This is a genomic window from Luedemannella helvata (assembly GCF_039528415.1).
Lineage (GTDB): Bacteria > Actinomycetota > Actinomycetes > Mycobacteriales > Micromonosporaceae > Luedemannella > Luedemannella helvata.
Window position 1 is genome coordinate 272,287 of record NZ_BAAALS010000001.1, and the last position, 15,161, is coordinate 287,447.

A 15,161-nucleotide genomic window follows, 5' to 3' on the forward strand; every position below is an offset into this window, starting at 1 on the left:
CGCCCTGGTAGCCGCCAAAGTGCGCACCTTGGCGACCAGAGGACGCCCACGCGTCCGTACGCACGGGCCCGGCGCACAGGCGCATCGGCGCGAGGGCGCTGGCGCGAGGGCGGGGTGCCGGGGCCGGAGGCGTGGGAGGGGTGGGAACGGCGGTGGGCCGGGACGCTGATGCGTCCCGGCCCCCCGCCGTTATGAAAGGGTCAGAAACCCGGCCCGTGCTGGTGGCCGTGGCCGTGGCCGTGGGAGTGGCCGTGACCGTGGCCGTTGGCCGCCGGGGCGGCCTTCTCGGGCTTGTCGACGACCAGGCTCTCCGTGGTGAGCAGCAGGCCGGCGATCGACGCGGCGTTGGCGACCGCGTTGCGGGTCACCTTCACCGGATCGATGATGCCCGCCTTGACCAGGTCGACGTACTCGCCGGTGGCCGCGTTGAGGCCGTACCCGAACTCGGCGTCGGCGACCTTGGACACGACGACGTAGCCGTCGTGGCCGGCGTTCTGCGCGATCCAGCGCAGCGGCTCGACGAGCGCCTTGCGGACGATCGCGACGCCCGTCGCCTCGTCGCCGGTGCGGCCCAGGCCGTCGGCGAGCGTACCGGCGACCTGCGCCAGAGCGGCGCCGCCGCCCGGGATCACGCCCTCCTCGACGGCCGCCTTCGTCGCCGAGATCGCGTCCTCGATGCGGTGCTTGCGCTCCTTCATCTCGACCTCGGTCGCGGCGCCCACCTTGATGACGGCGATGCCGCCGGCGAGCTTGGCGAGCCGCTCGTTGAGCTTCTCCTTGTCCCAGTCGGAGTCGGAGGCCTCGATCTCCTTGCGGATCTGGGCGACCCGCGCGGCGACGTCGGCGTCGGTGCCGCCGCCGTCGACGATCGTGGTGGTGTCCTTGGTGACGACGACGCGCCGGGCGGTGCCGAGCACCTCAAGGCCCACGCCGTCGAGCTTGTAGCCGAGCTCGGGCGCGACGACCTCGCCGCCGGTGAGGATCGCGATGTCCTGCAGCATGGCCTTGCGGCGGTCGCCGAAGCCGGGCGCCTTCACCGCGGCGACCTTGATGGTCTTGCGGATGGAGTTGACCACGAGGGTCGACAGGGCCTGCCCGTCGACGTCCTCGGCGATCAGCATGAGCGGCTTGCCGGCCTGCAGCACCTTCTCCAGCAGCGGGAGCAGCTCCTCGATGGCGGAGATCTTCTGCGTGGTGATGAGCAGGTACGCGTCCTCGAGGACGGCCTCGCCGGCCTCAGCGTCGGTCACGAAGTGCGGGGAGATGTAGCCCTTGTCGAACTGCATGCCCTCGGTGACGTCGAGCTCCGTCGCGAGGGTGGAGCCCTCCTCGACGGTGATGACGCCGTCGCGGCCGACCTTCTCCATGGCCTCGGCGATCAGGTCGCCGATGGTGGCGTCCTGCGCGGAGACCGTGGCGACCTGCGCGATGTCGTCGCGGGTGGCGACCTCGCGGGCCTTGTCGAGCAGCGCCTCGCCGATCGCGGCGGAGGCCGCGTCGATGCCGCGCTTGAGGGAACCCGGGGCCGCGCCGGCGGCCACGTTGCGCAGGCCCTCGCGGACGAGCGCCTGGGCCAGCACGGTGGCGGTGGTGGTGCCGTCGCCCGCCACGTCGTTGGTCTTGGTCGCCACCTCCTTGACCAGCTGCGCGCCGAGGTTCTCGTACGGGTCGGCGAGGTCGATCTCCTTGGCGATCGTCACGCCGTCGTTGGTGATGGTGGGGGCGCCGAACTTCTTGTCCAGGACGACGTTGCGCCCGCGCGGGCCGAGGGTGACCTTGACCGCGTCGGCGAGCGCGTTGACGCCGTGCTCCAGCAGGTGCCGCGCGTCGTCGGAGAAGCTCAGGATCTTCGCCATGTTGTATCCGGTCCCTTCACGTGTTGCGCCCCGGTCCCCCGCGAACGGGGGCCGGGGCGGCAGCACTATCGGTTGGTCACTTCTCGATGACCGCGAGGACGTCGCGGGCGGAGAGCACCAGGTACTCCTCGCCGGCGTACTTGACCTCGGTGCCGCCGTACTTCGAGTAGATGACGACATCGCCGACCTTGACGTCGAGCGGGACGCGGGCGCCCTTCTCGTCAAAGCGGCCCGGGCCTACGGCGATGACCGTGCCCTCCTGCGGCTTCTCCTTGGCGGTGTCCGGGATCACAAGACCCGACGCCGTGGTCGTCTCAGCCTCGTTCGCCTGGACCAGAATGCGGTCCTCGAGCGGCTTGATCGCAACCTTCGTCGCGGTAGTCACGGGCATACCCTCCTGGGGTATCTTGTCTGCTTACCAGGTACCGCCTGACGGCCCGTCGTCGCGGGTGCCGGCACCGCCGGGCGAACGCCCGCCGGTAGCCCCGGCGAGCTGGCACCCTCGGTGCGAGAGTGCTAACCCGCAGGTTATGCCGCCGCTAGCACTCCGTCAACTAGAGTGCCAGCGTGGCGCCGTTTTCCTGCGACGATCCGCCCCCATAAGGCATCGTCGGGCTTATGAAGGCAGCCACGGGTGACCGACTTCACGTCCACGGCAAGGTCGTCGGCGCGCACGACAAGTACGGCGAGATCCTGGAGGTGCGCGGCGAGAACGGCGGTCCGCCGTACCTCGTCCGCTTCACCGACGGGCACGAGAGCCTCGTGTACCCGGGACCCGACTGCGTCGTGGAGCCCGCCCCACCGAAGTGAGCACGGCGGCGACAATAGCGCCGTGACCCAGCCCACCGACGCCGCGGCGCGGTTCGCCGCGCTGCTCGCCCCCGAGGGAGCCGACGCCCTCGCCGCAGCCGGGGCGCTGTGGGCCGACAGCCCGCCGGATCCGCTCGCCGCCGCCGCGGCGATGCGCGCCGCCGGCATTCCCGCCGACCTGGCCTCGACCGCGCTCACGCAGGCCGGCCTGCGCCACCGGGCCGGCGCCAAGTTCGGGCCGGACGCCGCGCGCCTCTTCTTCACCCGCGCCGGCCTCGAACAGGCCACCCGCGCGGCCGTGGCCACCCGCCGGGCCGAGCGCCTCGCCGCCGCCGGCGTGCGCCACGTCGCCGACCTGGGCTGCGGCATCGGCGCGGACACGATCGCCTTCGCCCGCGCGGGCCTGCGCGTCCGCGCCGTCGACGCCGACCCGCTCACCGCCGCCGTCGCGGCCGCGAACGTGGCCGCCCTCGGCCTGTCCGACCAGGTCACCGTCACGTGCGCGGACGCGACCGCCGTGCCACTGGACACGGTGGACGGCGTGTTCTGCGATCCGGCCCGGCGCAGAGCCGGCGGCGGGCGCGTCTTCGACCCCCGCGCCTACTCTCCGCCCTGGGATTTCGTCACCGGCCTCGCCGAGCGGGTCCCCGCGACCGTCCTCAAGCTCGGTCCGGGCATCGACCACGCGCTGATCCCGGCGCACGCCGAGGCCGAGTGGGTCAGCGTGGCCGGCGAGGTGGTCGAGGCCGCGCTCTGGTGCGGGCCGCTGGCCCAGGCGCCGCGAAAGGCGACCCTGCTGAGTACGCGCGACCGCGCGGTGAACCAGCTCGTGGGCTCCGGGGATGCCCTCGCCCCGGTCGGGCCAGTGGGCCGGTTCGTGCACGACCCCGACGGCGCGGTCGTGCGCGCCCACCTGGTCGCGGAGTTCGCCGCCACGATCGGCGCTCGCCTGGCCGACCCGACGATCGCCTACTGCTACACGGATGGGGCCGCTCCCAGCCCGTACGCGTCGGGGTTCGAGGTGTTGGAGACGCTGCCCTTCTCGTTGAAGCGGCTGCGCGCGGCGGTCCGGGCCCACGGCCTGGGCATCCTGGAGATCCGCAAGCGCGGCTCGGCGCTGGAGCCCGAACGGCTGCGCCGCGACCTGCGGCTGTCCGGCGGCGGCGCGGGAACGCTGCTGCTCACCCGGGTGGCGGGGGCGCCGACGGCGATAATCGCTCGCGCCGTACCGGTAGCCTGACTCACCGTGGCAGCTCAAGGCACTCCCGCGACCGCGTTGCTGACGAAGCAGAAGGTCAAGCACACACTGCACCCGTACGAGGTGGACCCGCAGACGCCGAACTACGGCTTCGAGGTGGCCGCGGCGCTCGGCCAGGACCCCGCCCGGGTGTTCAAGACACTGGTCGCCGAGGTCGACGGCGCGCTGACGGTCGCCGTCGTGCCGGTCACCGGCGAGGTCGACCTCAAGGCCCTCGCGGCGGCGGCCGGCGGCAAGCGCGCCACGCTCGCCGACCGGGCCCTCGCCGAGCGGACGACCGGCTACGTGCGCGGCGGCATCAGCCCGCTCGGCCAACGCAAGGCCCTGCCCACGGTGATCGACCAGTCGGCGGAGAAGTTCGACACGGTGTTCGTCAGCGCCGGCCGGCGCGGCCTTCAGGTCGAGCTGTCCCCCACCGACCTGGTCCGGCTCACCCGCGCGGTCACCGCCCCGATCTCCCGCCCGGACCAGCAGCCGCGCGTTGCGGGTGGGGCCGGCGACCCGGACGGGATGCCGGCCCCACCCGGCTAGCGCACCGCCACGTGATCCGTCGCGTCCGACGGGGCGTGGGTGGCGTCGCCGGCGTACCGGACGCGCCACGTGCCGCTGACCTTCGCGGTGGCCTGGAACGCGTAGATGCCGCCGAAGATGGTCGTCGCGGTGGTGACCGGCGTGTACGAGGTGGCACCGTCGGCCTTGAACTCGACCACGAGCTGGGCGCCCGAGAAGCCGGTCAGCTTGCCGTCGGACAGCCGCTGCAGGACGCCGAGGCCGGCGAGTTCCCTGCCCTTGCGGGCCGGTTCGGCGACCACGTCCAGGCTGACCGTCGTGGGGTTCAGCACGGTGAACGTGGCCAGCCGCGCCGACGCCGCGGGCGGGGCGTACGTGGTGCCGACGCAGTCCGTGCCCGACAGGTAGACGTCGTACCGGCCGGCCGGGGTCTTGCCGCCCAGCGGCAGCTTGGCCGCGTACGTACCGGACCTGGTCTTGCTGAGCGGCGCCGACAGCGTGCCCCTGGCGCCGACCGCGACGACCTTGCTGCCCGTGGCCGGGCACCAGCTGGCCGACAAGGTCACGGTCAACGAGCCCGCCCCCTTGGTGGGCAGCACGACCTGGTCCGCGCTCAGCGTCGCCGTGCGCGGCCCGGCGGGCAGCCAGTTCCCGGCCAGGTCGACCACGTCATGGAAGACCGGCTTGGCCTGCAGGCGGTCGTCGAACAGCAGTGGCGTGTCGAGGTGGTTGATCGGGAAACTGGTCAGCCACGTGTCGTCGTCGGCGAGGCCCCAGAAGGTCAGCGAGTCGATGCCGGCCGCGTGCTTGAGGAAGGCCGCGAACACCGCCTTGTACTGCGCCCGCTGGGCGGCGATCGCCGAGTCCGGGATCGGGTCGTACGAGTCGTAGCGGTCGGCGTACACGCTGATGTCGAGCTCGGTGATGCGCTGGCGCAGGCCCAGGGCCTGGAACTGGCCGAGCACCTTGTCGATCTGCGCGGGCGAGTCGTTGACGAGCAGGTGCATCTGGTGCCCGACGCAGTCGACCGGCACGCCCTCCGCGAGCAGCTGCTTCACCAGTGCCAGGTACTTCGCCGCCTTGTCCGGCAGCTGGGTGTTGTAGTCGTTGATGCACAGCTTCGCGTCCGGGTCCGTCTCGTGCGCCACCCGGAACGCGGTCCGGATGAAGTCGAGCCCGGTGTACTTGTAGTAGTCGCTCTGCCGGTACGTCTCGTCGGCCGCGTCCGAGATGACCTCGTTCACCGCGTCCCAGGCGTAGACCTTGCCCTTGTACCGTCCGACGAGCGCGCGGATGTGGTCGGCGAGCCGGTCGAGCACGAGCTGCTTGCTCTCGGCGTTGACCGGCAGCGGGTTGCCGGCGCCGTCCTGGAACACCCAGGCGGGCAGCTGGGAGTGCCAGGCGAGCACGTGCCCGTACACCTTCATGTCCTTCGCCTCGGCGAGCGCGATGATGCGGTCGGCCCGCGCGAAGTTCCACACGCCCGGCTGGGCCTGCACGGTGTCCCACTTCATCGCGTTGCCGGGGGTCACGGAGTTGAAGTGCTTGGCCAGCAGCGTGGCGTGGTCGCCGAGCAGCTGGGGCACCTCGACGGCCGCCCCCGTGAGCGGCCAGTAGCGGGCGAACTCATCCTTGAGCGACGCGATGTCGGTCTGGATCGGCAGGGTCGGCAGGAAGGTGATCTTCACGTCGTCGATGAAGAAGTCCTCGATGCCGTCCGTCTCGACGTACAGGGTCAGGAAGTCCACGTCGTCGGCCAGGATGTAGCGGCCCGACAGCTTGGTCCAGCCGTCGCTGGTGACCGGCGTGCCCCCCGAGATGCCCTCGTAGGTCGGGGTGCCGCCCAGGCGCCGCTCCATGGTGATCCGGGCGGTGGCCGTCGGGTGCGCCGACGACGTGCGTACCCAGGCCTCGACCTGGTAGCTGACGCCCGGCCGGAGCCGGCCGAGCAGGCTGACCACGGGCGCGTTCCAGCTCTGCGTCCGGCCGGTCACCGACAGGCTGTGGGTGCCGGTGTGGGCCACCGCCGTGCTGTTCGCGACCACCTCCGGCCCCCCGCGCGGGGTCCAGCCCTGGGTGGTGCCGTTCTCGAAGCCGTGGTTGAGCAGCGTCTGCGGGCCGCCCTCCGGGTCCGGGTCCGGCTCGATCACCGGGGCGTCCAGGCCGAAGAACGCCAGGGCGTACGCGTGCATCTCCGGGCGGGGCAGGTCGTGCCCGTTGCCGGTGACCGTGATCGCCTCGACGGGCGGGGTCGCGCCCGTGCCGCCGTACCGCTTGCGCGTCCAGGTGCCCTCCAGCGTGCGGCTGGCGGCCGGCTGGTCGGAGACGCCGTGGAGGTTCGTCCACTCCTTCACGCCCTCGGCCAGGTTGTTGTACGAGATGATGTCGTCCTCCGTGCCGTGCCACAGCTGCACGCGCGGGCGCGCCCCGGTGTACCCGGGGTACGCGGCCCGGACCAGGTCACCCCACTGCTCGCCGGTCTTCGCCACGGTGCCCTGCGCGCAGTCGCTGTTCCACAGGTTCGACGAGCTGCCGGTGGCGAAGCAGCTGTGCGGTACGCCCATGAACGACACGCCCGCGGCGAACACGTCCGGGTAGTTGCCGAGCAGCACCTGGGTCAGCATCGCGCCGGAGGACGCGCCCATGACGAAGACCCGCTGCGGGTCGGTGGTGTAGTTGGCCTGCACGTAGTCCACCATGGACTTCACGCTGACCGGGTCGCTGCCGCCGTCGCGACGCAGCGACTGCGGGCTCGCGCTGTCGAAGCAGCGCCCGTCCCGCGTCGCCTCCGGGAAGATCATGATGAAGCCGAGCCGGTCGGACGCCTGCACGATCTCCTTCACGCCGAAGCCGGAGCCGGTGTAGAAGGCGGACGCCGTCCCGGTGCAGTAGTGCGCGGCGACCACGATCGGCGCCTTGGCCTGCAGGGTGGCGGGCACATGCACGTACATGTTGAGGTTGCCGGGGTTGGGGCCGAAGCTGTCGACCCGCTCCAGGCCGGCCGGCAGTGGCGGGTCGGTCGGCTCACCCTCGTAGGTCAGCGACACGTCGTCGAGGTAGTACTCCGAGGTGGCCGCCGCGCCCTCGACGTAGAGGGTCAGCTCGGTGGCGTTCGCCGGGGCGGTCCACGTGCCCGTCAGCTTCGTCCAGCCGGTGTCGGTGGCCGTGACCCGGTCGCTGGCCCCGTCCCAGCTCTGGGTGCCGTCGACGGTCTTCTGCACGGTCGCGCCGATGGTGTCCGAGCCGGCGACCATCCGGACATAGGCCGTGAACGTGTACTGCGTCCCGGCGGCGACCTTGTCGAGCAGGTTGATGGCCGGCCCGTGCCAGTTGGCGGTACGTCCGGTGGTCTTCAGGCTGCGCGTACCGGCGTGCGCCTGCTCGGTGCTGGTCGCGACGGTCACGCTGCCGCGCGGGCCCCAGCCCTGCGCGCTGCCGTCCTCATAGTCGTGGGCGAAGACGGTCTGGGTTCCCGAGGGGTCGCCGGAGTCCACATGGGTCAGGGTCACGTCGTCGACGTAGTACGGCACGAGAGGGTCACTCTGTTCGAAATAGACCTGCAGTGGACTGGGCAGCGCCTGTCCGGCCGCCGCCGTGTAGGTACGGCTGATCCGGGTCCAGCCGGTGGCGTCGAAGGGCACCTCGTAGGAGCCGGAGTTCTGGTAGTCGCTGCCGGCGTTGACCGTCATGGTGACCGCGCCTGAGCCGGCGGCGGCCCGCACCCAGGCGGTCAGGGTGTACTCGACGCCCGGCCGCACAAAGGGGGTCAGGTCGCGCACGGCGACGCCCCAGCCGGTCTTGTCGTGCACGGACAGCACCCCGGTGCCACCGTGGGCGTCGGCGCCCGCGACGACGTTCTCAGCCGTGACGCCGTTGCCGGCCCAGCCGTGGGTCTGGCCGCTCTCGAAGTCGTGATGGAAGTCGGTCACGACGGTCGCCGCGCTCGCCGAGGTGACGGCGAGCGGAACCAGGACGGACGCCGCGAGCGCGGCGCTGGCGAACAACGCGGTCCGCAGGCGCCGTCGGCGGTGCGTCGAGGTGGCGGGCAATCGGCCCAGTCGCATGGGGCTCCCTTTCTTCCGGGCAGGAAGCACTCACCGCTCGGTACTTATCGGGATGGTGGGGACGGAGGAAGCGCGGGCCACACGATAGCCTAGTGTCGATATATTTCGGCAGCCCTCGATGCGAAATCTTTGCCGGGGCCGCGATCAGGCACATCGATAACAAACAAATGCGTGAAAATTGCCGACTGTCGCATCGCCTGGCCCCGCTTCTGCCGCACCCGGGAGCGTCACCCGGTATCGAAAGTTTCGACGTCGGGAGCAGTGGAGACAGAGAACACGGTCCTACCACCCCCGGCCCTGGCACGAAGCATCTACAGTGCCAAGCGATCGGTTTAAACAGTCGTAGATCAGGTGAATGGAACAGCTCGTGAGCGACCCCTACGCGCAACACCCCGGCCAGCCCGATCCCAACTGGCCGCAGCCGCAGCAGGCGCCGACATCCCCTTACGCGCCGCAGGCACCAGGCTCGCCCTACGCGCAGCCGACACAGGCCGGCTTCCCCGCTTACGGCACCCAGGGCCAGCAGCCCTACAGCGCGCAGCCCGGTTACTTCCCCGGCGGCCAGCCGCCGGCCAAGTCCAACAAGGGCCTCATCATCGGGCTCCTCGTCGGCATACTGGTGCTGCTGCTCCTCCTGTGCGGAGGCGGCGTGGCCTGGTATCTCAGCGCCGACAAGGACGAGCCCACCACCCCGACGACGCAGAACAGCGCGCCGGCGGCCACGGCCGCGCCGCCCACGAGCGGCAGCGGCCAGCAGAACAACAACAACGCGATCACGGCGAAGTACTCCAGCGACTTCGCCGACGTGTGTGACGGCGGCGCGATCCTCAACGCGGCCGACTACAACGCCGGCTCCGCCAACAAGGCGTTCGCCTTCTCCAACCGCCCGGACCGGCCGACCAGCTGGAGCCACCGGTTCCTGGACTCGACCGCCAAGTACTACGCCAAGATCGCGGACTTCACCACGGTGAGCGTCGTCGCCTGCGTCTCGTACGTGGAGGGCAGCGAGACCGTCGGCCAGAAGTGCGACATCAAGGCCAGCGACGGCAAGAAGCTGACGGTCGACTACGTGTCGTCGCGGTACACGCTGACCTTCTACGCCGCCAAGACCGGCCAGAAGATCGGCGACGGCGGCACGGTCAACGCGCCCGCCACGCGGTGCCCGAGCTTCATGACCTACAACAAGGACACCCTCAAGTCGTACGCGTCGCCCGACGAGGGCACGATCGACGCGGCCGTCGAGAAGCTCCTGGGTCGCTGACCTTCGGCGAAAGGGTGCCGGTCGCCATGGCCGGCACCCTTCGCCATGTCCACAATGGGGCCTTGTACGGAGATCGGCGCACATCGTATCGTTGATCGTCGCTGAGTCCCGGATCACCGAGGTGACCAGCGCCGGCACCGGAGCGTCCCCATGCACCGTTCTCCCCGCGCCTACGTCATCGCGGTCACGACGTCCGCCGCCGCCGTGCTCGCGGTCGCGGCCCTGAGCTGGGGTGACGCCGCCGCCTGCGCCGGCCCCGCCTGCACCCCCCGCGCCGCCGCGCCCGGCCACAGCACCGCCGCGTCGACGGTCACCGCGCCGCCCATCGCCGCGCCCGCGGCGGGCCCGCCCGGCGGCGAGCGCGCCGGCAACGCGACCATGAGCGCCCCGACCAGCCCTCCTGCCACGACCGCGCCCACCGCAACCGGACAGCCGGCCGGGCCGCGCGACCCGCTGCGCCAGCCGTTCGCGAGCACGAGCATCTGGAACACCCCGATCGGCTCCGGGGCCGTCTACGAGCGCACCTACCTGCGCGCCGAGGACAAGGTCGCCCTGGAGCCGAACACGTTCGCGCACCCGGCGCGGGCCGGCAGCTACGCCACGTACACGCTGCGCGGCCCCGACGGCGGGGCGTACGACGCGGACGGCGTGACCTACGGCGGGCGCTGCCGGGGCACCGCCAACCTGGGGCCGGTGCTGTTCCCCCGCTCGACCGTGATCGGCGACGCGGTGGTCGCCCCGACCTACGCCTCACCCGGCAACGCCACCGCCGTGGTGTACCCGGACGGGCGTACCCTCCTGCAGTTGCGGTCCGCGGCCCGGTGCGGCGCGGACAGCGAGCCGCACGGCAACCGGGCCACGGAGGCCGACCTCTACGGCGACGGCACGTACGGCGGGCACGCCGGTTCGGGGCTGTCCAGCATCGGCGGGCAGCTCGCGCCCGGGGAGCTCAGCGGCCCGGCGCCGATCGCGCACGCGCTGCAGCTCGGCGTCTGGGCCCAGAAGTACCTGGCCTACGAGCCGGACGACGACCAGCCCGGATTCCGCTGGCCGGCCGACCGCAACGACGCCGACGCGGCCACGGTCTACTGCACCCTCGAGCCGTGCCGCGACGCGCCCGACCGGCGCCTGAAGATGGGCGCGCTGCTGGCGATCAACCCGTCGCTGACCATGGACCACGTGCGGCTGACCAACCCGGCCGCCATCAAGATCTTCGAAGCGCTGCGGGACTTCGGCGGGTACGTCGTCGCCGACACGTACGCGCCGACGAACCAGCTCGGCATCGACGCGGCCGCCCTGAACGAGGTCGACCAGGACGACCCGGCCTGGCGGCGCGACGTGCGCGCGATCTTCAACCACCTGTGGCTGGTCGACAACAACGCGCCCGACCGGATCGGCGGCGGGGGCACGCCGCGCGTCGCGCCGCCGGCGCCCCTGCCGCGCCCGGCCACCGGCCCCAGCGAGCTGCCCCGTACGGGCTGGGTCGCCAGCGCGTCGCACCACCCCGAGCAGGCGGCCGCCGCGCTCGACGCCGACCCGGCCTCCGGCTGGCGCTCGCGCCAGCGGCTCGCCGGCGGGCAGTGGTTCCAGGTCGACCTCGGCGCCAAGCGCGTGTTCAGCCGGCTGACGCTGGACGCCGAGGCCTTCCCCTTCGACTACGCGCACGAGTTCGACGTGCTCACCTCCGCCGACGGGAACCGCTGGACGCGGGTCACCCGGGCGGGCGGGGCCCGGTCGAGCGCGGTGACCTTCCCCCGCCAGAACGCCCGCTACCTGCGGCTGGTCGCCGTCGGGGACGGCATCGAGGCGAGCCAGACGTGGTCGATCGGCGACCTGCGGCTGTGGCGCAACGACGCGGTCAGCTTCCGCTGACTCCGGCCAGCTCGTCGGTCTGGCGCTGGGACGACCCGTGCCACGAGCGCCACAGGGACGCGTACGCCCCGCCGGCCTCGACCAGCTCGTGGTGCGGGCCCAGCTCGCTGATCCGCCCGTCCTCCACGACCGCGACCCGGTCGGCGTCGTGCGCCGAGAACAGCCGGTGGGCGATCGCGATGACCGTACGCCCGGACAGCACGCCGGCCAGTGACCGCTCCAGATGCCGGGCCGCGCGCGGGTCGATGAGCGAGGTGGCCTCGTCGAGGACCAGCGTGTGCGGGTCGGCGAGCACGAGCCGGGCCAGCGCCAGCTGCTGGGCCTGCGCCGGCGAGAGCGCGCTCGCCCCGCTCGTCGGCGCGGCGCCCGCGCCGCCGACCTGGGTGTCCAGGCCGTCCGGCAGGCCGACGGCCCAGTCCAGCGCGTCCACGGCCGCCAGCGCGGCGCGCACCTCGTCGTCGGTGGCGCCCGGCCGCACCATGGTCAGGTTCTCGCGCAGCGTGCCGAGGAACACGTGGTGCTCCTGCGTCACGAGCGCGACCTGGCGGCGCAGCTCGTCGAGCGGCAGGTCGGCCAGGACGACGCCGTCGACCGTGATGCTGCCCGTACGGGGCCGGTGGATGCCGGCGAGCAGCCGGCCCAGGGTCGACTTGCCCGCCCCGCTCGGCCCGACCATCGCCAGCCGCTCCCCCGGCGCCAGCGTGAGGTCCACACCGTGCAGCACGTCCCGGCCGTCCACATAGGAGAACCGGACGTCCCGGGCGGCCATGACACCCGCACCGGCCGGGGGCCGGACCCCCTTGTCCACCGACTCCGCCGACCCCACGCCGAGCACCCGGGCCAGCGACGCCGCGCCGACCTGCAACTCGTCGAGCCAGGACAGCAGCCGGTCGATCGGGTCGACGAGCTGTTGCACGTACAGGACCGCCGCGGTCACCTGGCCGAGCGTCGCCCAGCCCCACGAGTAGTAGAAACCGCCCGCGAACAGCGTCGCGACCACCGGTACGACGTAGCCGATCTCCGCCAGGGGAAAGAAGACCGTACGCAGCCGTAGCGTGTACTGCTCGGCCCGGAACGAACGCCGGATGTCGTCGTCCGTACGCGCCGCCCGGCGGGCCTGCGTGCCCAGCGCCTCCACCGTGCGCGCGCCGTCCACGGTCTCGGCGAGCCCGTCAGTGATGTCGGCGTACGCGGCGTTCTCGCGCAGGTAGCCCTCCGGCGCGCGGCGCAGGTACCACCGGGTGCCCGCCCAGATGATCGGCACCCCGAACACGAGCGGCACCGCCAGCGCCGGCCCCAGCAGGAACAGCGCCCCGATAGCGAAGCCGCCCATCACGCACGCGACCAGGATCTCCGGCAGGGCGTAGCGCACCGTGCGGGCCAGCGTGTCCACGTCGCGCGTGGTGCGGGTGAGCAGGTCGCCCGTACCGGCGCGCTCCAGCGTCGACAGCGGCACCGACAGCGCCCGGGACACGAAGTCCTCCCGCAGCTCGGCGAGGATCCGCTCGCCCAGGCGCGCCGACACGTACGTCGCGTACCGGGTGAACGCCGCGCACACCACGACGCACCCCGCGATCGCCAGCGCGATCGTGTCGACGGTCGCCGTGGACGTGCCGTCCTTCACCTCGTCGATCAGCCGGCCCACCAGCCAGGGCAGGCCCAGCCCGGCGACGGCCGCGCAACCGTGCAGCAGCAGGGCGCCCGCCAGCTGGCGGGGGTAGCGCAGCATCAGCCGGCGCGCGTACCGGCGCACCTGCGCCGCCGACGCGATCGGCAGGATCTCCCTCATCCGTCCTCCCCTCGGGTCACGGTCGCGGCGTAGCGCGGCACGCGGTCCAGCAACTCCCGGTGGGTGCCCTCGGCGACCACCCGGCCGCCGTCGACGAACGCGACCCGGTCGGCCCGGTCGAGCACCAGCGGGCTCGTCGTACACACGACGGTCGTGCGTCCGGCCCGCGCCTTTGCCAGGCGCGCCGCGATGCGCGCCTCCGTGTGCGCGTCGACCGCGCTCGTGGGCTCGACGAGCACCAGGATCGGCGGGTCGGCCAGCAGCGCCCGGGACAGCCGCAGCCGCTGCTGCTGCCCGCCCGAGAACTCCCGTCCCCGCTCCGCCACCTGCGCGTCCAGCCCGTCCGGCAGGGCGTCGACGATGTCGCGGGCGCTGGCGGCGTCGAGCGCCGCCGCGATCCGCTCGTCGTCCGCGCCGCGCGGCGCCAGCTCGTCGCGCAGCCGCCCGGAGAACAGCCGGGCGTCGTTGTCCGCGACCAGGATCAGGTCGCGGACGCTCGCCCTGGTCAACTGCCTCAGGGGTACGCCGTCGAGCGCGGCGTCGCTGTCGCGGTACCGGCCGAGCCGGTCAGCGATGGCGGTGGCCTCCTCGGGGCGCGCCGCCGCCACGGCGGTGACCCGCCCGGGCGCCACGACCAGCCCCGACTCGGGGTCGACCAGCTCGGCGGCGCCCGGGTCGCGGACGGTCGCGGGCACGGCGGGGTCGGCCAGCTCCGGGGTCAGCCGCAGCAGCCCCAGGACCCGGCCGGCCGCCACGTGCCCCCGGGTGATCTTGTTTACCGCCTCGGTGAGCGTGCGCAGCGGCATCATGAGGAACACCGCGTACCCGTAGAAGGCCACCAGCTGTCCCGGCGTGATGTCGCCCGCCACCGTGAGCCGGGCGCCGAGCCACGTCACGAGCGCCACGAACACGCCCGGGAGCAGCACCTGGGTCGCCTCCAGCAGCGAGTCGACCTTCGCCACCCGTACGCCCGCGGCCCTGAGCCGCTGCGACTCGGCCCGGTAGCGCGCCGCGAACGCCGCCTCACCACCCACGCCGCGCAGCACGCGCAGCCCGGTGACGATGTCGGCCGCGCGGGTGGTCAGCCCGCCCTGCTCCGCGCGGTAGGCCGCCTGCCGCTTGTGCAGCGGCCGGATCAGCAAGGTCACCGCGAGGGTCAGCAGCGGGACGCCGAGGACGACCACGAGGCCGAGCTGCAACGACGTGGTCAACATGATCGTCGCGACGGTGACGATGCCGACCACCGCCCCCGCCCCGCGGCCCAGGATGTCGACCGTGTCGCCGATATGGGCCACGTCCGACATGCCGACGCTGACGACCTCGCCGGTCGCCATCCGCTTCGGCAGCGTGGCGCCCAGGCGGGTCGCCTGCCGCACGGTGAGCTGCATCGTCCGGTAGGCCGAACCCAGCCAGTTCTGGCAGGCGTTGCGGTGCCGCATGATGCCCGCGTACGCCTGCAGGACGCCCAACGCGAGAAGCGCCCCCGTCCACAGGACGAGAGCGCCGGTGTCGCGGGCGGTGACGCCCAGGTCGATGGCCTTGCCGATCGCCGCGGGCATGAGCGCCTGGGCGAGGCTCCAGACCACGCCGAACATGATGGCGGCGACGACGGTCGACGCCTGGACCCGCACGAGCCACCAGAGGTAACCGGTGGACGTGCGCGTGGGAGGTGTCCCGGGGTCGGGGACAGGTAATCCGCGCATAGTCCCTCGACGGTACGTGCGCGGTGACCTGCGGCGCC

At 72.6% G+C, this 15,161-nt stretch carries 10 protein-coding genes; 5 read left to right on the top strand and 5 right to left on the bottom strand.

Annotated features, from left to right (window positions below; translation table 11 throughout):
* Positions 1 to 200 precede the first annotated feature (200 nt).
* Entirely contained in the window at positions 201 to 1,856 is a 1,656-nt protein-coding gene (gene groL, locus ABD191_RS01245; protein WP_344075765.1) for a chaperonin GroEL, read from the bottom strand.
* A 76-nt stretch (positions 1,857 to 1,932) separates the two neighbouring features.
* Positions 1,933 to 2,247: a co-chaperone GroES gene (gene groES, locus ABD191_RS01250; protein ID WP_344075768.1), complete on the bottom strand. Its 315-nt coding sequence runs from the start codon at positions 2,245 to 2,247 to the stop codon at positions 1,933 to 1,935.
* Between the two features lie 227 nt (positions 2,248 to 2,474).
* Between groES and ABD191_RS01255 the strand changes: the two genes are divergently transcribed.
* Genes ABD191_RS01255 through ybaK form a run of 3 tightly spaced genes read left to right on the top strand, consistent with a single transcriptional unit; the run spans position 2,475 to position 4,455 of the window.
* Positions 2,475 to 2,666, top strand: a complete 192-nt coding sequence (locus tag ABD191_RS01255) for a DUF1918 domain-containing protein (RefSeq protein WP_344075770.1) — start codon at positions 2,475 to 2,477, stop codon at positions 2,664 to 2,666.
* Positions 2,667 to 2,688: 22 nt separating this feature from the next.
* Complete coding sequence (locus ABD191_RS01260) at positions 2,689 to 3,906, top strand: class I SAM-dependent methyltransferase (RefSeq protein ID WP_344075772.1); 1,218 nt, start codon at positions 2,689 to 2,691, stop codon at positions 3,904 to 3,906.
* Positions 3,907 to 3,912: 6 nt separating this feature from the next.
* Positions 3,913 to 4,455 carry a Cys-tRNA(Pro) deacylase gene (gene ybaK, locus ABD191_RS01265; RefSeq protein WP_344075774.1) on the top strand — a complete coding sequence of 181 codons (543 nt, stop codon included), beginning with the start codon at positions 3,913 to 3,915 and terminating at the stop codon, positions 4,453 to 4,455.
* On the opposite strand, the gene ABD191_RS01270 is transcribed toward ybaK, so the two are convergent.
* A complete protein-coding gene (locus ABD191_RS01270) occupies positions 4,452 to 8,498 on the bottom strand; it encodes an extracellular catalytic domain type 1 short-chain-length polyhydroxyalkanoate depolymerase (protein ID WP_344075776.1) in 4,047 nt (1,348 codons plus the stop codon). The genes ybaK and ABD191_RS01270 overlap by 4 nt on opposite strands.
* Before the next feature lie 367 nt (positions 8,499 to 8,865).
* On the opposite strand from ABD191_RS01270, the gene ABD191_RS01275 reads away from it, so the two are divergent.
* On the top strand, positions 8,866 to 9,759 hold the full coding sequence (locus tag ABD191_RS01275) for a hypothetical protein (RefSeq protein ID WP_344075778.1): 894 nt from the start codon (positions 8,866 to 8,868) through the stop codon (positions 9,757 to 9,759).
* A 150-nt stretch (positions 9,760 to 9,909) separates the two neighbouring features.
* Positions 9,910 to 11,631 (top strand): discoidin domain-containing protein, encoded by a 1,722-nt coding sequence (locus ABD191_RS01280; protein ID WP_344075779.1) that lies wholly within the window; start codon positions 9,910 to 9,912, stop codon positions 11,629 to 11,631.
* Here ABD191_RS01280 and ABD191_RS01285 read toward each other — a convergent pair.
* Positions 11,618 to 13,420, bottom strand: a complete 1,803-nt coding sequence (locus ABD191_RS01285; RefSeq protein ID WP_344075780.1) for an ABC transporter ATP-binding protein — start codon at positions 13,418 to 13,420, stop codon at positions 11,618 to 11,620. The genes ABD191_RS01280 and ABD191_RS01285 overlap by 14 nt on opposite strands.
* Positions 13,417 to 15,123 (bottom strand): ABC transporter ATP-binding protein, encoded by a 1,707-nt coding sequence (locus ABD191_RS01290; protein ID WP_344075782.1) that lies wholly within the window; start codon positions 15,121 to 15,123, stop codon positions 13,417 to 13,419. Before ABD191_RS01290 ends, ABD191_RS01285 begins: the two co-directional genes overlap by 4 nt.
* Between the last annotated feature and the right edge of the window lie 38 nt (positions 15,124 to 15,161).